Annotated in this window: 25 protein-coding genes; 13 read left to right on the top strand and 12 right to left on the bottom strand. The window is 66.2% G+C overall.

Features of this window, described 5'->3' with window-relative positions; translation table 11 throughout:
- Nucleotides 1-102 precede the first annotated feature (102 nt).
- From ABZ195_RS28300 to ABZ195_RS28280, 5 genes are all read left to right on the top strand, one after another.
- Entirely contained in the window at nucleotides 103-561 is a 459-nt protein-coding gene (locus tag ABZ195_RS28300; protein WP_355223201.1) for a hypothetical protein, read from the top strand.
- 237 nt (nucleotides 562-798) lie between these two features.
- Nucleotides 799-2937, top strand: coding sequence for an AAA family ATPase (locus tag ABZ195_RS28295; protein ID WP_355223200.1), 2139 nt, complete (start codon nucleotides 799-801; stop codon nucleotides 2935-2937).
- A 294-nt stretch (nucleotides 2938-3231) separates the two neighbouring features.
- The gene (locus tag ABZ195_RS28290; protein ID WP_355223199.1) at nucleotides 3232-3501 is read left to right on the top strand and encodes a hypothetical protein; all 270 of its coding nucleotides are present in this window, start codon (nucleotides 3232-3234) and stop codon (nucleotides 3499-3501) included.
- Nucleotides 3498-3959: a hypothetical protein gene (locus ABZ195_RS28285; protein ID WP_355223198.1), complete on the top strand. Its 462-nt coding sequence runs from the start codon at nucleotides 3498-3500 to the stop codon at nucleotides 3957-3959. The genes ABZ195_RS28290 and ABZ195_RS28285 overlap by 4 nt, the downstream gene beginning before the upstream one ends.
- Nucleotides 3952-4761 (top strand): hypothetical protein, encoded by an 810-nt coding sequence (locus ABZ195_RS28280; RefSeq protein ID WP_355223197.1) that lies wholly within the window; start codon nucleotides 3952-3954, stop codon nucleotides 4759-4761. The genes ABZ195_RS28285 and ABZ195_RS28280 overlap by 8 nt, the downstream gene beginning before the upstream one ends.
- A gap of 149 nt (nucleotides 4762-4910) precedes the next feature.
- On the opposite strand, the gene ABZ195_RS28275 is transcribed toward ABZ195_RS28280, so the two are convergent.
- The 3 genes from ABZ195_RS28275 to ABZ195_RS28265 form a co-directional block, all read right to left on the bottom strand.
- On the bottom strand, nucleotides 4911-5423 hold the full coding sequence (locus ABZ195_RS28275) for a hypothetical protein (protein WP_355223196.1): 513 nt from the start codon (nucleotides 5421-5423) through the stop codon (nucleotides 4911-4913).
- A gap of 33 nt (nucleotides 5424-5456) precedes the next feature.
- Complete coding sequence (locus ABZ195_RS28270; RefSeq protein WP_355223195.1) at nucleotides 5457-6653, bottom strand: site-specific integrase; 1197 nt, start codon at nucleotides 6651-6653, stop codon at nucleotides 5457-5459.
- 359 nt (nucleotides 6654-7012) lie between these two features.
- On the bottom strand, nucleotides 7013-7822 hold the full coding sequence (locus ABZ195_RS28265) for an LLM class F420-dependent oxidoreductase (protein WP_355223194.1): 810 nt from the start codon (nucleotides 7820-7822) through the stop codon (nucleotides 7013-7015).
- 186 nt (nucleotides 7823-8008) lie between these two features.
- Between ABZ195_RS28265 and ABZ195_RS28260 the strand changes: the two genes are divergently transcribed.
- Genes ABZ195_RS28260 through ABZ195_RS28245 form a run of 4 tightly spaced genes read left to right on the top strand, consistent with a single transcriptional unit; the run spans nucleotide 8009 to nucleotide 12031 of the window.
- A complete protein-coding gene (locus ABZ195_RS28260) occupies nucleotides 8009-8839 on the top strand; it encodes a DeoR/GlpR family DNA-binding transcription regulator (RefSeq protein ID WP_355223193.1) in 831 nt (276 codons plus the stop codon).
- Nucleotides 8836-10347, top strand: coding sequence for an FGGY family carbohydrate kinase (locus tag ABZ195_RS28255; RefSeq protein WP_355223192.1), 1512 nt, complete (start codon nucleotides 8836-8838; stop codon nucleotides 10345-10347). Before ABZ195_RS28260 ends, ABZ195_RS28255 begins: the two co-directional genes overlap by 4 nt.
- Nucleotides 10344-11381 carry an alcohol dehydrogenase catalytic domain-containing protein gene (locus ABZ195_RS28250; RefSeq protein WP_355223191.1) on the top strand — a complete coding sequence of 346 codons (1038 nt, stop codon included), beginning with the start codon at nucleotides 10344-10346 and terminating at the stop codon, nucleotides 11379-11381. Before ABZ195_RS28255 ends, ABZ195_RS28250 begins: the two co-directional genes overlap by 4 nt.
- Entirely contained in the window at nucleotides 11378-12031 is a 654-nt protein-coding gene (locus tag ABZ195_RS28245) for a class II aldolase/adducin family protein (RefSeq protein ID WP_355223190.1), read from the top strand. Before ABZ195_RS28250 ends, ABZ195_RS28245 begins: the two co-directional genes overlap by 4 nt.
- Before the next feature lie 9 nt (nucleotides 12032-12040).
- Here the strand turns inward: ABZ195_RS28245 and ABZ195_RS28240 are convergent, their stop codons facing one another.
- On the bottom strand, nucleotides 12041-12922 hold the full coding sequence (locus ABZ195_RS28240; RefSeq protein ID WP_355223204.1) for an LLM class flavin-dependent oxidoreductase: 882 nt from the start codon (nucleotides 12920-12922) through the stop codon (nucleotides 12041-12043).
- A 54-nt stretch (nucleotides 12923-12976) separates the two neighbouring features.
- Nucleotides 12977-13420: a DoxX family protein gene (locus ABZ195_RS28235; protein WP_355223203.1), complete on the bottom strand. Its 444-nt coding sequence runs from the start codon at nucleotides 13418-13420 to the stop codon at nucleotides 12977-12979.
- 139 nt (nucleotides 13421-13559) lie between these two features.
- Between ABZ195_RS28235 and ABZ195_RS28230 the strand changes: the two genes are divergently transcribed.
- The 3 genes from ABZ195_RS28230 to ABZ195_RS28220 are packed head-to-tail and all read left to right on the top strand — an operon-like array spanning nucleotide 13560 to nucleotide 16349.
- Nucleotides 13560-14837, top strand: a complete 1278-nt coding sequence (locus ABZ195_RS28230; protein ID WP_355223202.1) for a histidine kinase — start codon at nucleotides 13560-13562, stop codon at nucleotides 14835-14837.
- Nucleotides 14825-15469: a response regulator transcription factor gene (locus ABZ195_RS28225; protein WP_355223189.1), complete on the top strand. Its 645-nt coding sequence runs from the start codon at nucleotides 14825-14827 to the stop codon at nucleotides 15467-15469. The genes ABZ195_RS28230 and ABZ195_RS28225 overlap by 13 nt, the downstream gene beginning before the upstream one ends.
- Nucleotides 15470-15491: 22 nt before the next feature.
- Entirely contained in the window at nucleotides 15492-16349 is an 858-nt protein-coding gene (locus ABZ195_RS28220; protein WP_355223188.1) for a DUF4097 family beta strand repeat-containing protein, read from the top strand.
- Between the two features lie 8 nt (nucleotides 16350-16357).
- On the opposite strand, the gene ABZ195_RS28215 is transcribed toward ABZ195_RS28220, so the two are convergent.
- Together ABZ195_RS28215 and ABZ195_RS28210 are read right to left on the bottom strand one after the other, a co-directional pair.
- A complete protein-coding gene (locus ABZ195_RS28215) occupies nucleotides 16358-17371 on the bottom strand; it encodes a nitronate monooxygenase (protein ID WP_355223187.1) in 1014 nt (337 codons plus the stop codon).
- Between the two features lie 64 nt (nucleotides 17372-17435).
- On the bottom strand, nucleotides 17436-17906 hold the full coding sequence (locus tag ABZ195_RS28210; protein WP_355223186.1) for an RrF2 family transcriptional regulator: 471 nt from the start codon (nucleotides 17904-17906) through the stop codon (nucleotides 17436-17438).
- A gap of 59 nt (nucleotides 17907-17965) precedes the next feature.
- Here ABZ195_RS28210 and ABZ195_RS28205 point away from each other — a divergent pair, with 59 nt between their 5' ends.
- Nucleotides 17966-18793, top strand: coding sequence for a nitrilase-related carbon-nitrogen hydrolase (locus tag ABZ195_RS28205; protein WP_355223185.1), 828 nt, complete (start codon nucleotides 17966-17968; stop codon nucleotides 18791-18793).
- On the opposite strand, the gene ABZ195_RS28200 is transcribed toward ABZ195_RS28205, so the two are convergent.
- The 5 genes from ABZ195_RS28200 to cysD form a co-directional block, all read right to left on the bottom strand.
- Complete coding sequence (locus ABZ195_RS28200; RefSeq protein WP_355223184.1) at nucleotides 18782-19435, bottom strand: pyridoxamine 5'-phosphate oxidase family protein; 654 nt, start codon at nucleotides 19433-19435, stop codon at nucleotides 18782-18784. The two genes, ABZ195_RS28205 and ABZ195_RS28200, sit on opposite strands and share 12 nt — an antisense overlap.
- Nucleotides 19436-19489: 54 nt before the next feature.
- On the bottom strand, nucleotides 19490-20086 hold the full coding sequence (locus ABZ195_RS28195) for a cysteine hydrolase family protein (RefSeq protein WP_355223183.1): 597 nt from the start codon (nucleotides 20084-20086) through the stop codon (nucleotides 19490-19492).
- A 75-nt stretch (nucleotides 20087-20161) separates the two neighbouring features.
- Nucleotides 20162-20905: a 3'(2'),5'-bisphosphate nucleotidase CysQ gene (locus ABZ195_RS28190; RefSeq protein WP_355223182.1), complete on the bottom strand. Its 744-nt coding sequence runs from the start codon at nucleotides 20903-20905 to the stop codon at nucleotides 20162-20164.
- Nucleotides 20906-20907: 2 nt separating this feature from the next.
- On the bottom strand, nucleotides 20908-22785 hold the full coding sequence (gene cysN / locus ABZ195_RS28185; protein WP_355223181.1) for a sulfate adenylyltransferase subunit CysN: 1878 nt from the start codon (nucleotides 22783-22785) through the stop codon (nucleotides 20908-20910).
- 7 nt (nucleotides 22786-22792) lie between these two features.
- Nucleotides 22793-23722, bottom strand: a complete 930-nt coding sequence (gene cysD / locus ABZ195_RS28180) for a sulfate adenylyltransferase subunit CysD (RefSeq protein WP_355223180.1) — start codon at nucleotides 23720-23722, stop codon at nucleotides 22793-22795.
- Nucleotides 23723-23954: the final 232 nt, after the last annotated feature.

The following is a 23954-nucleotide window of genomic DNA, read 5'->3' as shown; positions in this document are numbered from 1 at the left end:
GGCCGGTTGACCCCGATCGAATACGAAGCAATCATGACCACACCGGCCAGTCAGGCCGCGTGACCGAAACTGTCACCTAATGGTGCAGCAGACCCTCCCCGCGTGCCGGTCATCGCCTCTACGGTGGATGGATTCGCACCGCGCGTGATGGATTCCGCCACCGATCTGACCGACGCCTATGCAGTGATCGCAGAGAAAACGCACTGCGATTTGCGCCTGTCGGACGGCACCGAGTTCGGCAGTTGCATCGACAACCACAACAGCCGGTTGGAAGGCATCGCCCGGCACGACGGTTACGACGAACACCGGGTGTGGGGCAAGATGCGCCGCGCCTATCTGGCGAAGGAATTCGTCACCGTGCCGTTCGCCCGTGGTGATCTGTTGGTCCTCGCGCGGTTCTGCACGATGTGCCTGAGCTACTTCCTCGTAATCAACGGTGTTGATCCTCGCGAATGCCGTATCGAAGCGCCCTACACCGATGGATTCGCGCCGTACGCCTTCAAACCACTCACGCCTATGCAGACTGAAAGTGATTCCAGCGCAATCGATCAGGACGATTGAACTGACGGAGAGCCATAAACGAAACCGACCGGCTGCGGGTCGAATACGTGGCCCGATTCGAAACCTCAGCCGGTCGGCATGCCCTGCGCAGCAGAAACGCAGTACCGACCAGACTACCGGCGAGCCAGTCACCAATACCGTTGCCGCGCCGATAGATTCGCTACAAACGAGCGCCCCCTGGCCCGACGACGGGGACCAGGGGGCAACGGCACCGACTGAGAATCAGGAACCAGTGACATGTTAGCGCACTCCACCGACACGGCCAGCGGGAAAACGCCGACCCCCGTCGATGTTGCGGCAATGCAGTACGCCGCCAACGAGATTCCCGTGGTGGTGTTTGACGCTGGGCTAGGCAATCACAAACAGTGCGGCAACCTCGTCGGTGACGCGAGCGCCGATGGCGACAAATGGCACGAACACGTCAGTACTGATGCAACCGTGATCGCGGGGTGGTTCGAAGCGTTCGGCGCGCGAGCCACCGGCATTGCGACCTCACCCGGTGCCGCCGATTGCGTCGTGCTCGACGTGGACCGACCCGACGAGGTACCGGCTCACTGGTGGCCGTGGCTCGACACCGCGCCGTTTCAGTCGACCCGTTCCGACGACGGCAGGCGCGGGCACTATTGGTTCGATCAACCTTCCGGTGAACGCATCGGCTGCCCCGCGATGGCGTGGGGCGAAGTGCGTGGCGATGGTGGCGGACTGATCCTCTCCCCTACCCGTCATGCGAAAGCGGGTGCGGGTGGCCGGTACGAATGGATTCGGCAAGGCGAGGCGCAGACGCTTCCCGAGGCCATCGCGGCGGAACTGCGGACCAAGGGTCAACGCCAGGGCGGGGTGGTGCGCCTGGTGACGACCACCGACGTGTCCGAGTTCATCGCCAAACACACCACCACAACCCGCCCCGGCGCATTGGCCGCGATAGTGGAGGACTTCCACCTGAGCCGTGCCGGTCAACGCAAGCGACGGGGCAGAATCGAAGATCGAACACCGCTGAACCGCCATGATGCGGAGTTCGCATCGCTGTGTCGGATTGCTCGCGCCGCTGCCGTCGACAAGGTGTCTGCCTCCGAAGGGCGCGAAGCCATCGAGACTGCGTCGCGCGAGAATTGCGCGCAGCGCGGTGAGGATTTTCAACCCGACGACTTCGCGCATTCGTGGAGCGATGCGGTCAGGCGTGCGCTGGCCGTCGATCCCGACGTGCTCGCGGCTCGCGAGAACCGTGCGAAGGGCACCGACTCCCGCGACACCACACCCGCGATTGAATCGGCGCTAGCCCTATCGGGGATCACGTCGGGCCGTACCAACGTGAACTCTCCCGCCGACGCCGGCCGACCCGATCAATCCGCCGATCCCAGCGGAAAGGCCGTCGAATGTGCCGAAGCCCGGCCACCAAATGCCCCGCTTGATCTGCGACGCCTGCGCACCGAACCATCCAAGCCGGTCGCGTGGTTGCTTCCCGACGTGCTGGCGCATGACTCCTACGTGTCGTTGTCGTCGGCCCCCGGCACGGGTAAATCCATCTTGGCGCGCTCGGTCGTCGTTGACGCCTGCCTAGGACGCTCCGCTGTCGATCCCACCGAGGCCGTGCAACCGGGGAAGGTGATCTATCTCGACGCCGAGAACGGCGAGGACTGGTGGCGCGACGGACTTGAGGCCATGCAAGCGCCGATTGATCTGCCGAACCTATCGGTCGTCACCTTCCCCGATCTCGCCGGATTGGATTCCGACAAGGGGGCGAACGAATTCCTCACGCTGATCAGCGATCTAGCCGCAGGGATGGGCGGCGAAGTTGATCTAGTCGTGCTCGACACCGTGAGCCGCTTCATCGACGGCGGCGAGAACGACGCCGACACGTGGAGCCAGTTCTACCGCAAAGCAATTCAACCGCTGCGCGACAAACACATCGCCGTGCTGCGGCTGGATCACTTGGGCAAGGATGTCGACCGAGGCCCGCGCGGAAGCTCGCACAAGCTCTCCGACGTTGACGCCGACTACCGGCTGACCTCCGACAAAGCCGGTAGTGATGATTTGACGCTGACGTTGGGCAAACGACGCCGCCAGCACTTCGCAGAGACGGTGCGACTGCGGCGGCTCGACGGACCCCTTCGGCACGAACCCGGCACCGATGCATTGGCTCAAGCGGTCACGTTGACCAACGGTCAAATCGTGCCCATGCATCCCAAGGTGGGGGCGCTGGTGAATGAACTCGACGCGCTCAACGTCGCGGTCAAATTGGGTCGCGAGAAGGCGCAGACCGCCTACAAGACCGCAGGCGGTTCGTTGGCAGCCTCAGCAGCGGTATGGGCGGCGGCGGTCAAGTTCCGTCACACACGGGCCATGCAGGCGGCGCAGAACGGTGGGCAGCAGCCGTGAGCGATGGCCGAAAACTGTTCGGAACAGGTCCCCCAAAACCCCAGGTCGGCCCATTTTCTGTTCGGAACAGGTCTCACCTGCGAAGACAGTGTTTTTCGGGGTTTGCTGGAACAGGTCGCCAGAACAGGTTTTCTGTTCCGAACAGGTCAGAACAGATTGCCGTTTTGCCTGGTCAGGCTGTTCCGAACAGGTCAGAACAGGTTTTAATCCGCCTCAGGAGGGCCGTTCCCCTCTCTCCTCTCTATAGGAGAGGGAACAGGTCCGAGGCCACCGGCAGGACGGGTTGAGAAGCGAATGAACCGACTAGAGAACGACCATCAAGTAACCCACCACGAAGTAAGAGAGATGACAATGGAACCGACTACCTGCAATGAAACTGCCGCATTGGCAACGCAATTGGTCGATGGCACAGCCGATGGATTGCCCAGTGACGACTGGCACAAGCTCATCGCGTTGGCGCACGCCGCTTCGCACGCGGCCATCGCGCGATCTGTTGCCGACGCAGTGACGCTGTTGGAACGAATCGCGTCGGCGGTCGAAGACTCGGATGGAACGGCGTTATGAGTACAGAGGCGATGGACGCGACGGCAGGCGAAGCGGGTCAATTCACGTCGGTGTGGTGCGGCATCGAATCATGCGGCAGGCCGGTAGACGGCAACGTCGGCGGGCGGTACTGCTGGACACATCGACGCACGTTCAGGTTCAGTGCAACGCTCAACGACGCGTTGACTGAATTTCTTGGCACCGCAGGCGGTTCCATGCGGCCAAGCAAGTTCAACGCCAGCGACGTGCGCGAGGCCGGAGAGTTTTTCGCACTTGGCCTGTCGAAGTTATTCGGGGCCGCCTTCGGTACATCCGTGATGGTCGATCCCCAGCCCATCACACCAGCGGTGGTGAATGGATACAAGGGCTGGCACGTGGCGTTGCGCTGGCAAGAGGACGAAGACGATTCATCGGGCTACGCCGCGATGGATGAAACCGACGAATACAACGACGACGAAGAAGGAGACGAGGATGACTAACCCATCGAAGGAATCACCCATCGAAGGCCGCGACTGGTCGAAGTCACCCGTGCCGCATCGCCAATGCACCGCGCACAAGAAGAACGGCGATCAGTGCAAGAATGCGGCGCTGCGCGGGGCGACGGTCTGCAAATTTCACGGCGGCGCTGCCAGACACGTCCGCAACGCAGCGCGTGCCAGGCTCGCGAATGCAGCCGACCGCATGGCAAAGGAATTGCTCAATATGGCTACCGATGAGAAGGTTTCGGATGCGGTCAAGCTCAACGCAATTCGTGATGCTCTCGACCGAGCTGGACTCAAGCCTGGCATCGAAGTTGAAATTGGCGTCAAGCCCGTCGATCAGATCATGGACCAGATCGGTGCAATGACTGGCGGCAGCCGCGAGGCTTTCCGTCGTGGGATCGCAGACGGAACCGATTCCGAATCGGATCAACCCCCACCCGCCCTGGCGGTCAGTGCCGAGCCAGTCGATGCGGAAGTGGTCGATGATGACTTCGACGTGTACGGCCCGCTGCGCAATCAACAGGATCGCGGCTACACGGTGACACCAGATGGCGACGTTTGGCCGCCCACGGCTGCCACGGCGTCGGGAACCGATGATGAAGACGACTCACTCAACCCGTTCGCCGCCAGCGGCCCGCCCCCTGACGGGATGATGACGCGCGCCGACGCATACGCCGCCCAAGCCGAGTATCAGCGCCGCATCGTCGCCGAGCGCCAAGCCGAGGCGCTGGCATCCCGTGAGGCGTACCAACGGGAGCGCACCGAACAAAGAGCATTGCCACCAGGTCGAATATCATGAAATGTATTGCACTGTAACGTTATCGACGCATTACATGTCCAACCGCTTCATAGGTCCGCAGGTATCAAACCTGCGGGGAACCTGGCGCTGAGCAGTGCAAACGCCGCAAATAAACCGTTCTCTACCTATCCCCTACCTATGTGGAGACGTTAGCTGTCGAGACCCGCGTCGAGAACTCCTCGGGCCACCTCTACGAACTTGGCCTTCTCAGGTTGGACATGAGTCGCGCTCGACTTGCCACTTGGCATCTGACCGTTCAAAACGTCGCGAACCTTGAGAGCATAGGCGGTGGCGTGGCTCGCAAGCTCTTCGGTGCCGACGACCTCCAATGCCTTCTGCCTGAACCAAATTCGATGCATTATCTCGGTTCTCTCGATGGTCTGATCTGTAAAGTTCTGCATGCCCGCTTGACCTAGACCTGGTCCTTGGCCCGGGATGTTCTGGGTTCTTCGCACCCGTTCCGCGACCTTCTCTGCATCCTGAATAGCTTCCAAAAATGCGTAGATCGCTTCGCGCCGGTCTGTTCGCAACGCTGTCTTCTGAGTAGCGATTGAAAGCGCCAACGTCTGTCGTCTAGTGAGCCATTGCGTGACCCAGGTGCCAACGGCTCCGATGGCCACGCCACCAAACGCGATAAGCGGTGCCCACGCAGTCAAATCCACGTTCGGATTGTTCCACGCATGCAATCGGTATCGTCAGCCAGGTTGGCGCTGATCAACCTCAGCCAGTTCCGCGAGCGCATTCGTTGACAAGCTCGCGGCCACGATGGCATCGCGTCCATCTTGGGAGTGTTGGTAGCGCATCGCCGCGCCGACAGTCTTGTGGCCGAGCCGAGCCATGTTCTCAGCGAGCGACCCCACCGCAGCGTTCTTCGTCCCGGCGAATCGGCGCAAGTCGTGAGCCGACAAGTCCTCGCGTCCAACGTCTTTCGCTGCCTTCTGGAATACGTCTTTGTTGAACACGCGGTCATTGAGATGGCAGCCGCCGCGAGCCGGTGCAAACAGCAATGCGTCGGGACTACTCCCCACGAATCGAGACAGATGCGTTTTCACGTCATCGCGGATATGCGGTGGAATCGCCACGGTGCGTTCCTCCCCGTTTTTGGTGGCATCGATGCGGCAGCGCGAACCATCCTCGCCAAGCCGGTGTGTGACGCCGCGCGAAACCGTGACCGAAGTGCACTGGGGATCGAAGTCGCGGCGGCGCAATTCGGAGACCTCACCGAAACGCATTCCGCACCACCCCGCGAGCAGCACCAGGGCGCGAAATCGTTCGTAGCGCGGATCAGCGCCGAGCTTGTCGGCAATGCCGTGCAGCTCGACCGTCGTCGGAATCTTGACCTTTTTGCGCACCTTCGGATTCATCGCGCCCCGCACGTCGCAGGGGTTGCGTTCGAGTAGCCCGTCACTGACGGCGGTATTGCAGATCATGTTGAGGATGGAATAGGCGTGACCGTTGCGCGTTGCCTTGGTCCCGTCCAGCGCCGTGAACCATCCGCGAACCGCCGTCGTCGTGAGGTCGCGCACCGGCAAGTGCCCTAGGCCGGGTTCGATCAATTGCGACCACTTCGATTCGTATTCAATTCGGGTTCGTGGACGCAGGATGCGTTGATCGATGACCGTCTTGCCGTATTCGGTCAACCGGATGACTTCAGCCTTGGTTTCGGCGACGCGTTCACTCGGCGGCTTCCATCGCTCGCCGGTTCGGGTGGCGGTGTCGAGAATGTCTTTCTCGCGCACTAGCCAGCCTTCGGCGTGCATCTTCGAGTCGAACGTGTGGGGTGCGTAGTGCCGTCGAAGGTCCGGCCCGATGAAGCTGGCTTGAAAGCTGGGCACCTTCGTGGGCTGCTTTTTGATGTTGCCCCACGACCGCCGTCCCTTTCTGCCGCTCATCGATTGATCACTTTGAACTGCGTTTCTACAATGCATCGCGCAATAGCAAACGATTCTGTGTACGTTCTCAGATCCATGATTCCTGCCGCCCTCGTCGCTGACCTGCGTTGTTGCTGCGGTCTACCTATATCTTACCCATCTGAACCGCTACGTACAGGTGTATGACGAGCGAAACACAACTAGGTGTAGCGCCGAAACACGTTGTACTGCAACGGAACATCAGGTCAGAAGAGGTGTTTGCTGTGAGAGCATCGGCAGGTTCGAATCCTGCCGGGGGCACCATCTCGACCCGAATGTTCGTTCTGACGAACTGACCGCCTGCCATCTCCGCGACCAAGGACGAGTAGCGACCCGAGCGACTACCCGTTGTCCCGCCAGGCGAGTACCGCCTTGAGCGGCTCCAGGTCGTAACCGTCGTCGGCCGTGAGCTCCGTCTGGAACAGCGTCACGCCTGCCTCGCGGAATGCGTCGGCGGAGTCACCGTCCACCCACAGCGTCGAGCGCTCGATGTCGGCACCGGTGCGGCCGAAACTCGCGGCCAGTTCGTCGACGCGGTCGGCGGACTTGCGGAAGGCGTCGAGCTCCTGAAATGCGTGCCAGATGTCGGCGTGCCGCGCCACCGCGGGCAGCGAGCGCTTAGGGCCGGTGCCGCCGATGAGAATCGGCAGCTTGCGTACGGGCGGCGGAACCAGTGCAGCGAGGCGGTTCTCGATGCGGACCAAGCTCTCGTCGAACAGGTCGAAGCGAGAGCCGAACGTGCCGAAGTCATAACCGTAGGTCGTGTAGTCCTTTTCGTACCAGCCGGCGCCGAGCCCGAGGATGAGCCGTCCGCCGCTGATGTGGTCTACGGTGCGTGCCATGTCGGCGAGCAGGTCGGGGTTGCGGTAGCCGACACCGGTGACGAGAAGCCCGATCTCGGCGTGCGAGGTGATCTCACCCCACGAGGCGAGCGCCGTCCATCCCTCGAAGTTGGCGACGTCGGGTTGCTCGTCGGACATGATCGGCTTGCCGTCGACGATGCCCTCCATCGCCGGCCGGTGGAAGTGGTCGTACCCGAATATCACGTCGACCCCGAGGTCGTCGGCGGCGGCGACGGCGTCGCGCCAGGTGCGGTAGTCGGGCGTGCCGCCGGGCTGAATTTGCACGGCAATGCGGATGGGACGAGTCATGAGGGCTCCTGACGCGGGGGGATGGCTCCTTCAGCCAAGCTCGCCGAGGGTGGACTTTATTCCGGGTGCACGGGGTCGCCGCCGTCGCCCACGATGCGACTCACGAAATCACAAAACCACTGTTTCGATGTGATATTTGGTGTTACGTTGCCGAGTGCAGGGCAGTCGAGCGGAAGGGAGCACCCGGTGGCGCAGTCGACGAAGATCAGCGGTCACGTCCACCGTCGCTCCGAGATCGTGGCGTTCGTGAAGTCCCGCGGCGGTGCCCGCATCGACGAACTCGCCGACCGGTTCGGCGTCAGCACCATGACCATTCACCGCGATCTCGACCAGCTCGACGCCCAGGGCATGCTGCGCAAGGTGCGCTCCGGCGCGGAGGCCCCGCCCAGTGAGGCGTTCGAGCGCAGCGTCGAAATGCGGCGCGGACTCAACGTCACCGAGAAGGACGCGCTCGCCCGGGCCGGATACCAATGGGCGATGCAACGGGTCGACATGCAGGCCGTCGCCGTCGACGACAGCACCACCGCCCTGCATGTGCTGCCCGCCCTGCGCGCACACCTGCCGCTGACCGTGGTCACCAACTTCCTGCCCGCCATCAACGAATTGGCCACCGACCCGGAGGTCCGGCTCAATGCCGTCGGCGGGGACTACGTAGCCGACTTCTCCTCCTTCGTCGGCCCGCAATCGGTTCGGACGCTGCGCGACATGCACTATGACGTCCTGTTCATGTCGGTGCCCGCAGTGTCCCGCGGCATGTGCTTCCATCCGTCGAGCGCCGCTGCCGACCTCAAACGCGCCTTCATCGAGAGTGCCGAGTTGAGCGTCCTTCTCGTCGACCACACCAAGTTCACCCGACGCGCCGTCCACCGCATCTGCGACGTGGAGGAGTTCGACGCCGTCGTCGTCGACGACGGACTCGAGACCGAGGAGGTACAGCGACTCGAGGACGCCGGGGCCAACGTCGTGATGGCCGTTCGTTCAAGTGCTGCAACGATTCTCGACGAGGTTCTGCCGTGAATTCTCCCTTGGTCATCGCCGTGGACTGCTCGACGACGGCCGCGAAGGCCATCGTCGTCGACCGCACCGGGCGCGAGGTCGGCGCCGGCTCTCATCCCCTCGAGACCGCCAGCCCGGCGCCGCACTGGTTCGAGCAGAACGCCCCCGACTGGTGGACGGCGACCGATCAGGCCGTGCGACGAGCCCTCGCTCACGTCGACGATCCGGCGTCGGTCGCCGCGATCTGCGTGACCCACCAACGCGAGAGCTTCGTCTGCCTCGACACCGACGGTGAACCGGTGCGGCCAGCCATGCTGTGGATGGACGGCCGGGCGCACGCCGAGGCCCGCCGCTATGGCACCGACCGGGTCGAACTGCTCTGCGGCAAGCCGGCCGACATCACTCCCGGCCTGTACAAACTCCTGTGGTTGCGCGACCACGAGCCCGAAACCCTCTCTCGCAGCAGCCGTATCGCCGACGTACACACCTACCTGGTGCACGCCATGACCGGCCGCTGGACGTCGAGCACCGCCTCGGTAGACCCGCTCGCGTTGCTCGACCAGGCCACCGGTGACTACGCCGAGGAACTCCTCGAGCTGGCCGGGGTACGTCGCGAGCAGCTTCCCGACCTGGTGCCCACCGGGACGTCGCTCGGGCCACTGCGCGCCGAGGTCGCCGACGGGTGGGGCCTCGGTGCCGACGTCGTGGTGGTCGCCGGCACCGGTGACGGTCAAACCGCCGGCCTGGGCCTCGGGGTGACCGACCCGGGCAGCGCCTACCTCGTGCTGGGCACCGCCGTGGTGATCGGCAGCGAGACCACTGCGTACCTGCCCGCCCGGGCCTACCGGTCGATGATCTCCGCGATGCCGGGGCAGACCACCGTCGAGACGTTCAGCTCGTCGGGCACCTACCTGTCGACGTGGTTCCGCCAGCAGTTCGGCGACCCCGACCTGGCCGGCGCGCCGGATCCTGGCCTCGAACGCGACGCCGCCGCCCTGCCCATCGGCAGTGAGCGGCTGCTGACGCTGCCGTACTGGAACGCCGCGCAGACGCCACACTGGGACAGCCAGGCCTCGGGGGTGACGCTGGGTTGGCAGGGCTGCCACACCCGCGCGCACTTCTACCGGTCGCTGCTCGAGGGCATCGCCTTCGAATTGCGCATGCAGCTCGACGGTTTGGAGGCCGCGCGCGGCGAACGCGTGGAGGTGCTGCGCGCCATGGGTGGCGGGGCGCGGAGCGCCCTGTGGACGCAGATCCTCGCCGACGTCTTCGACCGTCCGCTGGAGGTCAGCGCCGCCGGGGAGGTCAGCGCACTCGGTGCCGCCGCCATCGCCCTGACCGCGATCGGCGAGTACGCCTCGCTGCCCGAGGCCGCCGCCGCGCTGGCGACTACCGACGCCGTCGTCGAACCTCGGCCCCGGGCCGCCGCGGCCTACGGCGACCTGCGCACGATCTACGAGCGCCTCTACTCCACCACCCGCGACCTGCTTCACGATCTGCACGACCTACCGCTAGGAGACCACCGATGAGAGCGGCCATGTTCTACGGGCCAGGGGAACTACGGCTGGAGGACGTGACGTCCACCGAGCCCGCGCCGGGCGAGGTGCTGGTCGAGGTCCGCGCCGCCGCGACGTGCGGCACGGACCTGAAGTCCTACCGGCGCGGGCACCCGAAGCTGTTCCCCACCCTGCCAGCGCGTTTCGGCCACGAGTTCGCCGGCGTCATCACCGCGGTCGGCGACGGCGTCGACCAGTTCGCCGTCGGCGACCGCGTCACCGCCGCGAACACCGTGCCGTGCGGGCACTGCTGGGCGTGTGTCCGCAACCGCGAGAGCCTCTGCGAGAACCTGGAGTTCCTCAACGGTGCGTTCGCCGAGGAGGTGGTGATCCCCGCCGCGATCGTGGCCCGCAACACCTACAAGCTGCCCGACGACCTCGACTTCGCCGATGCCGCCCCACTGGAGCCCTTGGCCACCGTCGTGCACGGAATGGCCGAGACCGGAATCGAATTGGGCGACACGGTGGTGGTCCACGGTGCGGGTCCCATCGGCCTGATGTTCGTGCGGCTCTCCACGCTGCGCGGTGCCAACGTCATCTCCGTGGACCAGTCCCCGTGGCGCCTCGAGCAGGCGAAGCTGGCGGGTGCCGTCGACGTGATCGACCTGTCCGACGTGCCGGACTTCGAGGACCGCGTGGCACTGATCAAGGCCCGTACGCCGCACGGCCGCGGCGCCGACGTCGGCATCGAGGCGGTCGGACTCCCCCAGGTGTGGGAGCAGACCGTGCGCACGCTGCGCCCGGGTGCCACCGCCGTCCTCTTCGGCGGGACGCCCAAGGGCGCACCGTTCTCTGTCGACTCCAGTGCGATGCACTACGAGGAGTACACCCTCAAGGGCGTCTTCCACCACACGCCGAACTACGTGCGCACCGCCGTCGAACTGCTGGCCAGCCGCAAGGTCGACGGGTCGATGCTCGTCACCGAACGCCGACCGCTGGATCAGTTGGTGCCGAGCCTGGAGGACATGGCGGCCGGCCGCGGTTCGAAGTACATCCTCGAGCCATGAGCCTTCGCCTGGAGTCCGAACGCCGGCAGGTCGTCGAATCCTGCCTGTCCCTGAGCCGCTCCGGCTTGGTCGTGGGCACGGCGGGCAACGTGTCGGTCCGCGTCGACGACCTCGTGGTCATCTCCCCCAGCGGAGTCGACTACGAGGCGATGTCACCGGGCGACGTGGGCATCCACGACCTCGACGGCCGGCCGGTAGACGCGGTGCTGGAGCCGTCGAGCGAGTTGGCCCTGCACCTCGCCGTGTACCGGGAGACGAGCCATACCGCGGTGGTGCACACGCACGGTCCGGCGTCGACCGCGCTGTCGACCGTCGTCGACGAAGTGCCGGCCTCGCACTATTATTCGGCCCTCTTCGGGGGCACTGTCCGGGTGGCGCCGTACGCCACGTTCGGCACCCCGGAACTCGCCGACAACGTCACCGCCGCGCTGCGCGACCGCACGGCCGCCCTGATGGGCAACCACGGTGCCGTCCTGGTCGGGGCGGCACTGCCCAAGGTCCTGAGCATGGTGGCCTACCTCGAGTACGTGTGCGACGTGCAGCTGCGGGCGATGGCCAGCGGCGCCCCGGTGCGGGTGCTCTCCGACGAGGAGATCGCCGAGGTGGGCCGCCGGCTCGCGGGCTACGGACAGGAGTCCTCGTCCGCCTAGGGCGGTCCGTCAGGAGAAGTACGCGGCGACGTCGGCGACCCGGCGCAGTTGGTCGACGTCGGTGCTGGTCGGGATGAGGTGGACCTCGTCGGTCCCGATGGCCTCGAAGGCGCGCAACACCGCGCGAAGATCGTCCTCGTCGCCCGTCCACCCCGTCGTGGGGGCCATCGCATCGACGAATTCGGCCGGAATCCAGTTCATGTAGCGCCGAAGATGGCGATGCATCTGCGCGCGTGGACCGTCGCCTTCACCCATCGCAAACCAAAACGACGTCGCAAGATGGGGTTTCGGCTTGCCGGCCTCACTCCAGGCGGTCCTCGCGACGTCGAACAGCTCGTCCTGCGCGCCGACGTCGAGATCGAGGGTGGTGCCCGCCATCCCGTCAGCCCACTGCGCCGCGCTCCGGACGGTCTTGGGTCCGATGGTGCCCACCAGGAGCCGCGGACCACCGGGCTGTACCGGTGAAGGACCCACGGGCAGAACCGATTCGGTCACCTTCTCCCCAGCCCACACGCGCTTCATGATCGTGACGCGCTCGGCCATGCCGCGCATCGTCTGCGTCGCCATGTCCGCGCCGACGGCGTCGTAGTCCTCCTTGCGGCCGCCGACGCCGATGCCGACGGTCAGCCGACCACCGCACAACATGTCGCCCGTGGCGAGACCCTTGGCGAGCATCACCGGGTCGTGCAGTTGTGGCACCACGACCGTCGTCACCAGGCGAACGCGGTGGGTCCACGCCGCCACCGCCCCGAGCAACGTCAACGAATCGGGGTTGCCGAAGGCGATGCGCTCACCCCAACACAACGAGCTGAACGGGCCGTCATCGACGATGCGAGCCCAGTTCTCGAGTGTGGCGCCGTCGACGTCGGGCTCCATCACCGGCAGGGTCATTCCGATGTGCACGATCGGAGTCTGGCATGCCGACGGTCGGCGCCGCGGCAGACTTCAGCGAGTCAGGCCGGCCACCCTCAAGAGTTCAGGACGACGCAGCACCATGCCGACCCACATCAGCACGCCGAGATAGACGGCGAACAGGGTGGTGCTGACCAGCGGCGCCTCTATCCGCATGTTCGCAGTGACGGCTCCCCCGAGGTAGGCCGTGATGCCAAGCGCCCCCAGCACCGCGGTGCGTGGGATCGCGTAGACCACGACGCACGCCGCGAGCACCGCGCCCATGACGACGGCCTGGTGAGCCGGAAATCCCAGCGCCTCAGTCCCCTCCTTGACCTGCGGGAAACCGGCGAGCTTACCGACGACGTCGAACACCAGGAAGGCTCCGACCAAGACGCTGATCATGATGCCGACCTTGGGTCCGAGCCGGGATGACGTGCTCGGGGCGGTGCTGTCGGGGGTGTCGACGTTCACGGAGGGCTCCTCGCTGTAGATCATTTGGTACCGGGGCAGACCGCTGCACTGCCGGAAACTCATCGGTGCGGGGGATATCCCCCGTCGACGTCGCGGGAAAACGCCATACCGCCGGACCGCTACGACTCCCTAGGTTGAACACATGGTTACGACGACCCTCGACATGCCGCTCCCCCGCCAGGACGACCCCGCGCCGGTCCGCCGAATCGGCCTGATCCCGTCGGCGTCGATGCTGACCGGCGCCGCGCTGGGCGTCGTGTGGTTCTGGATCCCCCTGACCGTCGCCGTCATCGCCATCTCGTCGATCCCCTCCGTGCTCGGATTCGCCGTTGCCGTCGTGGTATTCGTCTACCTCGTCCGCGGAGTCGAACGGGTGGAGCGTATCCGGAGCGAGGCCGTATTCGGATTCGGCATTCCCGTTCCTCCGCGGAGGATCTCACCGTACGACGGCTTCCAACGATGGGCACATCAGCTGTGGCTCGACATCGGCAGCACCCGCTTCTGGAAGGTCGTCGCCCACCACTACCTACGACTGACCTTCGACATCTTCGCCGCCGGCATTGCCTTGGCACTCTTGGCATTCGCCCTCGTCGGCCCGGCGGTCGCCACGGCAGCCCGGCGCAGCGACGTGGGCGTCGACTTCAGGTTCATCTCCCCGCCACTGGCGTGGGCGCTGGCCCTCGTAGCGTTGATCGCCGCCGTCGCCATCGTCGTGTTCGCCCCGCTCGTCGACGCCGCCGTCGACCGCTGGTTGCTGCCGCCGTCGGCGACGGCCGCGCTCCAGCACGAGGTCAGCGCGCTCTCCCACGCACGGCGCGGCGCGGTCTCATCGGCGCAGACCGAGCGCCATCGCATCGAGCGGGACCTGCACGACAGCGTGCAGCCGCGGCTGGTGTCCCTGGCCATGACGATCGGTCTGGCCCAGACCAAGCTCGACACCGACCTACCGCAGGCCAAGATACTTATCGGCGAGGCCCACGAGGACGCCAAGAGCGCGCTGCTGGAGCTGCGCAACGTGGTTCGCGGCATCGCGCCCACCATCCTGCCGGACCGCGGCCTGGATGCCGCGCTGTCCTCGGTGGTGCAACGCATCGAGACATCCGGTGTGCCAACGACGTTGACCGTCGACCTACCTCGGCGCCTGCCCGAGGAAGTGGAGGCTTGCGCCTACTTCGTGGTCGCCGAGGCGCTGACCAACGTGGCCAAGCATGCCCGAGCCACCCAGGCCGTCGTCACCGTGCGGTTCGACGAGGCGACCGACGCCCTGTTCGTGTCGGTCTACGACGACGGAATCGGCGGTGCGACCGTGACCGCCGACGACGACGCCACGGGCCTGCGGGGGCTCGGGGAACGCGTCACGGCCGCGCGCGGCACCTTCGAGGTGTCCAGTCCGGTCACCGGTTCCACGATCGTGACGGCGGTGCTGCCATGCGCATCGTGATCGCCGAGGACTCCGCACTCCTGCGGGCGGGCATCGAGCGCATCCTGGTCGACGCCGGACACGAGGTGGTGGCCGGCGTGGCCGACGCCACCGACCTGCTGCGCATCGTCAACGAGCTTCGGCCCGATCTGGCCGTCCTCGACGTCCGGATGCCGCCGACGTTCACCGACGAGGGCATCCGCGCGGCGGCACTGCTGCGTAGTCAAAACCCCGAATCGCCGGTCCTGATCCTGTCGCATTACGTCGAGGAGCGCTATGCAGCCGACCTGATCGCCTCGGACACCAGGGGTTTCGGCTACCTGCTCAAGGACCGCGTCGCCGACGTGCCGTCGTTCCTCGCCGCCGTCGAGACGGTCGGCGGTGGCGGCACCGTGCTCGACCCCGAGGTGGTCTCCCAGATCCTGGTCCGGTCGCGGCAGCGCTCCACCCTCGAGTCACTCACCCCGCGCGAACTCGAAGTGCTGCAACTCATGGCCGAGGGCCGCGCGAACTCCGCGATCGCGGCGTCGCTTCACGTCTCGGTCGGCAGCGCCGAGAAGCACATCGCCTCGATCTTCGCGAAATTGAACCTGACTCCCGACGAGAGCGAGAACCGCCGCGTCCTCGCCGTCCTTCGCTACCTCGAATCCTGAACGACTGGAAGGCCCTTCACCCATGACCACCTTCGCTCCCCCCTCGACTCCGCCGCCTCTCACGCCCGGCAACCGCACCGCGATACGCGTCCTGCTGGCGATCGCCGCGGCGGTTCTCGTCGTCACCTGCGTGACCACTCTTGGGATGGCCGCCTTCGGGATTGCCTCGCTGCGGGTCACCACCGACGGCAAGGACCTGCCAAAGGGCATGCGGTCACTGGTCATCGACGCCTCCGACGCCGCGATCCGCGTGACGACTGACCCCAAGGCCATCGCGCCCCGGGTCGAATTACGCTCGGTGCGATCCTCACGAGGCGGTCAGCAGCGTCTCGAGGTCATGAACGACGCTGCTGGAACACGGATAGTCGTCACCCCCAATCATGGACACTTCCTGGCGTTCAACAGGACCGGTGAGGTCACCGTGACACTGCCACCGAGTGTGGGACCGACGTTGTCGGTCACCACCCAGCAGGACGACGGCACACTACGGGTCGACGCCGACCTCGACCGGTTGACCGTGAACAGTACCGATGGCGACGTCTTGCTGAGCGGCGCCGTGCACGTCGTCGACGTCACCGCCCGTGACGGAGACGTCATTGCGCGAAAGCCGCTGTCGGTCGCCGAGTCCTTCGTAAGCAGATCCGTCGACGGTGACGTCATCGTGGCGTTTGGGGACGCCACTCCGCGCAGCATCGAGGCCACCACACGTGATGGCGACGTCGCCATCACGCTGCCGCCTGCCGGGCCGTACCTAGTTCGAACCCAATCCGGCGACGCCTCGACCGTCGATGTGCCGGAGACGACCGATCCTGCGCGCGCCGCGTCCGAGGTGACGGTGCGCTCCGAGGACGGCAATGTCGCGGTGACCGCCCGGAGGTAGCCTCGGGACTACACCAGCGAAGCCATCACCTCGGCGACGGGTCCGGCGACGGCCTTCTGAAATCCCGTGCCCGCCCAGATGTTCGCGCCATGCGGGTCGCCCGACCGGACGGCCGCAGTGCGCACCGGGCTGGTCAGGTGGTGGATCTCCGGGTAGCCCGGTGGCGCCTGCGCGTCGTGCTCGTCGACGAAGCGATTGCGTAGGCCGCGCGCATACCGGCCCGAGAAACACCGCGTCACCACCGTTTCGGTGAACTGAGGGTCCTTGAGAGCGGCCCGGTGCACCGGACTGCTACCCGATTCGTCGGCCAGCAGGAAGGCCGTACCCAGTTGCGCCGCAACGGCGCCGAGGGCGAAGACGTCGGCGAGGTCGACCGCCGTCATCAGACCGCCCGCGGCGATCACGGGAACCTCGAGAGCGATGGTCGTCGACCGAACCAGCTGGCCGAGCGGCTGGGTCGCCGGGGCGGCGGCGGGGTCGAGCGTGCCACGATGGCCGCCCGCGGCGGGGCCCTGAACGGCGACGGCATCGACGCCGCACGCGACGGCACGCTCCGCCTCGGCCAGGGTGGTGACGGTGGCGACGGTGCAGATGCCCGCGTCCTTGAGCGTGCTGCACTCCTGCGCAGACGGAAGTCCGAACGTGAACGACACCACCTCGGGCAAGAGGTCCAAGACCACTTCGAGCTTCGCCGACCAGTCGTCGTCGTCGAAGCGCGGATCACCGAGGCGTGCGTCGTAGCGCTCCGACTCCGGGGCCAGATCCTTGGCGTAGCGGGCGACGGCGTCGGGACGGGCCGCGCTCGACTGCACCACGAACAGGTTCACCCCGAGCGGACCCGTCGTGAGCTGGCGCGCCGCCGCGATGCGCTCGGCCAGCACCTCGGCGGTGAGATAACCGGCGGCCAGGAACCCCAGTCCGCCGGCGTTGGATCCGGCCGCGGCGAGCTCCGGCGTCGTCGGTCCGCCCGCCATGGGGGCGACGATCACCGGCTTGTCGAGGGAGCGGACGTCGAAACTCATGGGGTACATCCTGCACGTCGACGCGAGGCCGCCGACGGTGGTTCACGGGATTGATTCGGCCTTCTCAGCCGTGGCCCCGCTCCTCCTCCTGGCCGACGTAGTCACCGGCAAGAGCGGCGACGTGACCGGGAAGGTCACCGCTGGCGACGTCGGCGAGACTCGTCTCCTCCAGCACCGACCGCATGCTGGCGCGTAGCGCCCGCCAGACGTCGGTCAGCGCCGCGGTCGGCCCCGAATACGGCAGGTCCCCGAGCCCGATGTCGCGGACGCTGGCCAACGGGCCGTCGATGCACCGCAACACGTCGGCGATGCTGATCTCGGCTGCGGGCTTGGCCAGCGCGTAGCCCCCGTCGCGTCCGCGGTGACTGCGCACCAGTCGGTCGGTACGTAGATCGGAGAGGATGTCGACGAGGAATTGCGGCGGGATGCCCTGGGCCTTGGCCAGATCGTCGGTCTTGACCAGCACGCCGTCGGCGACCGTGGCCAGCTGCACCATCGCCCGGACGGCATACTCCGCCTTGGCCGACATCCGCATAGGCGAATCATGCCATCGACGTGGCTGCGAATATCACGAGGATGGTCCACCATCGACACATGACTACCCGCGTCACCTGCTGTCAGATCCCCTTGCACATCGGTGACACCACCGGCAACCTGACCACCGCCCGAACCGCCGTCGAGGAGGCCGCCCGCGACGGCGCACAGATCGTCGTACTGCCCGAGCTCGCGTCATCGGGGTACGTGTTCGCCGATCGCGCCGAACTCGAAGCGCTGGCCGAGACCCGTGACGGGCCCGCGATCACCGAATGGGCCAATCTCGCAGAGTCGTTCGGCGTGACGATCATCGCGGGCTTTCCGGAGGCCGCCGGTGACCAGGTCTACAACAGCGCCGCCGTCGTCGACCCCAGCGGTCTGCGCGGTGTCTACCGCAAGGCACACCTGTGGGACGCCGAGAACCGGGTCTTCGACCGTGCCGACGACCTGCCGCTGGTCGTGGACACCGACCATGGTCGCCTCGGCGTGATGGTCTGCTACGACATCGAATTTCCCGAATGGGTGCGGGCCGTCGCCCTCCAGGGGGCGGACCTGCTGTGCGCGCCCGTCAACTGGCCGCTGCTGCCCCGCCCCGAGGGTGAGCGGCCGACCGAGCAGGTGCGGGCCCTCGCGGGTGCGGGCATGAACCGCATGGCGATCGCCGTGTGCGACCGCGCCGGAGTCGAACGTGGTCAGGACTGGGTCGGCGGCAGCGTGATCGTCGACGCCGACGGCTACCCGATGGCAATCGCCGACTACGGCACACCCGACCGCATCACCGCCGACGTAGACCTCGCGGAATCGCGCATCAAGAAGTTCAACGAGAACAACGACGTCCATCGCGACCGGCGAACCGACCTCTACCGCCGTGCCGGTCTAGTGGACTGAGCGCTCGGCGAACGATCGGACCGAGGCCGGCACCGGGATGCCGTCGGTGAGGTCTGGGGCGGGCAACGGTTCGCCGTAGGTCACCGCCATGGGTACGACGCCGGCCCAGGCGTCGCCCGCGACGTCCTCGTCGGGATCCTCGGGCCAGCCGGCACTGATCTTCAACGACCAGTTGTCCTCGGCGATGGGCATTCTCAGTACGATCGTCGCGGCGATCTCCTTGCGGGTGCTGGGTCGCAACTCGGCGACCCGACCCGGAATGAACGTGTCGGTCAGCGTCTCCAACAACGCGGTCTTGTCGTCGCCGGACACCTGCTCGAAGACGCCGAACAGCGCCGCGCTGCGGTATCGGAACGATGATTCGAAACCGCTGCGGGCGACGACGACGCCGTCCAGCGTGGTGACCGACACCGCGGCGGGCAGACCCGTCGACAGCGCGCGGAGCCACGGCGAGCCGGTCGACCCATGGATCACCAGATCGGTACCGACACGGGCGAATCCGGTCGGAAAGATCACCGGGTGACCATCGCGCACGAGGGCGACCGTGGCCAGTGGCGTGCAGTCCAGGAGGGCTTCCAGCGCGCTGCGCGAGTCGTCCTGCTTTTCGTCGAGCCGGGTGACTCGGGTCGAGGGCTGTGTCATGGGCTCATTGTCTGCCGGGGACGTGCTCCGTGACCAGTGTTCTGGATGTCGCCGTCAGTCGGGGATGTCGGAGCCGCCGCGGACCACCACGGCGAACAGGTCGGCGAGCGCGGCCAGGCTGGCCGACTGCAGGGTCGACGCCGTCACCTGTTCACCCCCGACTCCGGGAAGCGATCGCGTGGCCGTCGCGGCGGCCACCACCGTTGGCGCGTAACCGGCGTTGAATGCGCCGCGGGCGGTCGAGTTCACGCACATGTGCGTCATGAAACCGGCGATCACCAGGTTCTCTGCACCCACCGCCTTCAGCTTGTCGTCGAAGTCCGTCTCCACGAACGAGTTTGGATACTGCTTCGTCACGACGGCCTCACCGTCGCGCGGGGCGACGCGGGTGACGATCGCACCGCTTTCGCCGTCGATGTCGTACAGCGAGCCGGGACCGTCGGAGTGCTGAACGTGGATGATGGGGATTCCGGCCGACCGCGCCCGGTCGAGCAGGGCCGCCGTCTCGTCCAACGCCGCCTGCACGCCGTCGAGCTCCATGACGCCCTGGGTGTAGGTGTTCTGGCAGTCGATCAGAACCAGAGTCGATTCACTCAGGGGCGCCGGCGTCAGGGGAAGTTCGGACAATGCGCGCAGCGTCTGGTTGCTCATCAGACCAACCTACCGACCGTGGCGGCTGCGTACGTCGATCATCGACGTTTCGTACGCAAGGCCCACGCTCGGCGCTCAGGCGGTGGTGACCGCCAGCACGGCGTCGGCCAGCTCGGGGCGGCAGACGATCAGATCGGGCAACAGGACGTCGGCCTGGTTGTACCGCAGCGGCGATCCGTCCAGTCGGGAGGTGAACAATCCCGCCGCACGGGCGACTGCGACCGGCGCAGCCGAATCCCACTCGTACTGTCCACCGGCGTGAACGTAGGCATCGGCCACACCCTGCACGACCGCTGCCACCTTCGCTCCCGCCGAACCCATTTCGACCAACGTGCCGTTCAGCGCGTCACGCACGGCCAGCGCGATCGCCGGCGGTCGGGTCCGGGACACGATGACGCGCGGCGGCCCGGGCGCGGCCGCCGGCGGTGCCACGGTCGGCGTCGCCAAGGTCACGCCCTGCGCAGGAAGGGCGACCGCGCCGGCGACGAGTTCGCCGGCCTCCCACAGCGCCACGTGCACCGCCCAGTCCTCCCGGCCGAGCTCGCCGAACTCCCGGGTGCCGTCGAGGGGGTCGACGATCCACACCCGATCGGCTCTCAGTCGCGTCGAATTGGCCTTCTCCTCCTCCGTCGCCTCCTCTGACAGCACTGCGTCGGCGGGTCGTTCGTCGGCCAGCGCCGTCATCAGGAAGGCGTGGGACCGCTTGTCGCCGGCGTCCTTACGCTCGGCGGCGGTGGCATCGGCCAACTCCGCGCGCACCTCGAGCAATAGCTCGCCGGCCTCGGTCGCCAGGCGTGCCGCCAGCTCGTGGTCGGCCATGCTCACTTCTTCGCGTCGATCATGTCGATGACGTGCTGCGCCAGTTCGGTGACGTCGCAGTCGGGAGTCAGGCGCAGGTCGGGATTCTTGGGTCGCTGATAGGGACTGTCGATACCGGTGAAGTGCGTGATCTCCCCGCGGCGAGCCTTGGCGTAGAGCCCCTTCGGGTCTCGCCGCTCGCAGTCCTGCAACGGGGTGTCGCAGAAGACCTCGAAGAAGTCGTAGCCCTGGTCTTCGTGCACTCTTCGGGCCAGCGCCCGATGCTCCTCGAGCGGACTGATGGCCGGTACCAGCACGATCTGGCCGGAGTCGGCCAGCAGCGTCGCGATGTGGGCCAGCCGTCGCAGGTTCTCGGCGCGGTCGGCCATCGTGAAGCCGAGGTCGGCGTTGAGCCCGTGGCGCAGGTTGTCACCGTCGAGAACATAGGCGGGACGGCCACTTTCGAGCAGCTTCTGCTCGACGAGCATGGCCACCGACGACTTGCCCGAGCCGGACAGCCCCGTGAACCACACGGTGCTCCCCCGCGACAGCCGGTCCTCGGCGGTGACCAGGTTCTGGTGTCGGACGGCGTTCGGGGTGGCCGAGCGCGTCGCCGCCGGGGTGGTGTCGCGGACCATGCCCGCGGCGACCGTGCCGTTGGTGTCGGGATCGATGAGGATGAACGAGCCAACCGCCGCGTTACGGGCGTACTCGTCGAGCAGGAGCGGCACCTGCGCCCGCAGCGTGATCCGCCCGAGTTCGTTGATCTTCAGGGCCGTTGCGCTCTTGTCGCGGTGCAGCGTGTTCACGTCGAGCCGGTAGTCGAGTGCGGTCACCCTGGCCCGCGTCGTCCGCGTCGTGTGCTTGATGACGTAGTCACGGCCGGGCTCCAGCGCGGCGTCGTCGGACATCCAACACACCGTGGCGTCGAAGTCCTGCGTGACGTGCGGCTGGTTGTTGGGCCGAGCGATCATGTCGCCACGCGAGATGTCGATGTCGTCGGCCAGGCTGATCGAGACCGCCATCGACGCGAACGCTTCTTCGAGAGGCCCTGCCGGACCCTCGATCTCGGTGATGCGACTGGTCTTCCCCGCCGGCAGCACCACGACCTCGTCACCCGTGCGCATCACGCCGCTGGCGACGGTGCCCGCGTAACTGCGGTGGTCGGCGTGCTCGCGGGTCTGCGGCCGGATCACGTACTGCACCGGGAATCGAACGTCGACCAGATTCCGGTCGCCGGCGATGTAGACCTCTTCGAGGTGGCTCAGCAATGCCGGCCCCTCGTACCACGGCGAAGCGCCGGACTTGGTGACCACGTTGTCGCCGTTGAGCGCCGACAACGGAATGGTCGTGACGTCCTGGACGTCCAGGCGTGCGGCGAATTCGTGGAAGTCGTCACGGATCTTCTCGAACCGCTCCTGGCTCCAGTCCACGAGGTCCATCTTGTTGACCGCCAACACGATGTGCTGAATACCGAGCAGTGACGCCAGGAAGGCGTGGCGGCGCGACTGCTCCAGCAGTCCGTGCCGCGCGTCGACCAACACGATGACCAGTTGGGCGGTCGAGGCGCCGGTCACCATGTTGCGGGTGTACTGCACGTGGCCCGGGGTGTCGGCGATGATGAATTTCCGCTTGGCCGTGGCGAAGTAGCGGTAGGCCACGTCGATGGTGATGCCCTGTTCCCGTTCGGCGCGCAGACCGTCGGTCACCAGGGCGAGGTCGGTGTAGTCGTGGCCGCGCTCCTGGGAGGTGCGCTGCACTGCGGCCAGCTGATCCTCCATGACGGCCTTGCTGTCGAACAGCAGCCTGCCGATGAGCGTGGACTTTCCGTCGTCGACCGAACCCGCGGTGGCCAAACGCAACAACGTCGCCATCAACTGTGCCTTCTCTTCTTCGCGCAAGCGCTCATCAGAAATACCCCTCGCGCTTGCGGTCTTCCATCCCCGCCTCGGAGATGCGGTCGTCGGCGCGCGTCGCGCCGCGTTCGGTCAGTCGGGAGACCGCGGTCTCGGCGATCACCTCGGACACCGTGCGCGCCGTGGACTCCACGCAGCCGGTGCAGGTGACGTCGCCGACGGTGCGAAAGCGCACCACCTTCTCGACGACCTCCTCGTCCTTGCGGGGTTGCATGTACTTGTGGACGGCCAACAGCATGCCGTCGCGCTCGAAGACTGGCCGCTCGTGCGCGTAGTAGATCGACGGCAGCGTGATCTTCTCGGCTCCGATGTAGGACCAGATGTCGAACTCGGTCCAGTTGGAGATCGGGAACGCCCGGATGTGCTCGCCCTTGTGGTGGCGGCCGTTGTAGAGGTTCCACAGCTCGGGCCGCTGAGCCTTGGGGTCCCACTGGCCGAATTCGTCGCGGAAGCTGAACACCCGCTCCTTGGCGCGGGCCTTCTCCTCGTCGCGACGTGCCCCACCGAAGGCGGCGTCGAACTTGTTCTCCCGGATGGCCCGCAGCAGCGTGAAGGTCTGCATCGGATTACGGGACGGGATGGTCTCGACGACCCGCCCGGCGTCGATGTCGTCCTGCACCTTGGCCACGACGAGGCGTACGCCCGACGACTCGACCAACTCGTCACGGACGGCGAGCACCTCGTCGAAGTTGTGGCCGGTGTCGACGTGCATCACCGGGAACGGCAGTCGGCCAGGCCGAAAGGCCTTGAGCGCCAAATGAAGCATGACGATCGAGTCCTTGCCACCGGAGAACAGCAACACCGGCTTCTCGAGCTCGGCAGCCACCTCGCGGATGATGTGGATCGCCTCGGCCTCCAGCGACCGCAGGTGGCTCAGCTCGTACTTGCCCGCCGTGCGGTCGAGGTCCGGAGCCGCGGTCACGACTTCACCACTAAGTTGGTGAAGTTAACCAGAATTGCAATCATGCCCAGGAATGTAACCGGCGGTGGCGCGGCATGTCAACGAGCGATTTGTGGAGCCTGAGCGGCGGTGAGCGCCGAAAAGACTCCACAAATCGCGCTAGTGTCCTGAGTCGTTAATTGCGGCCTAGTTGTTAGACTGGGTCATGCCTACTCCGCATGCCGTCGAGATCGTGTTGAGCGCTGATGAGCGC

This window comes from Mycobacterium sp. NPDC006124 (assembly GCF_040614235.1).
GTDB lineage: Bacteria > Actinomycetota > Actinomycetes > Mycobacteriales > Mycobacteriaceae > Mycobacterium.
Note: the sequence above shows the minus strand (reverse complement) of the source record. Positions and strands in the feature narration are given on the sequence as shown.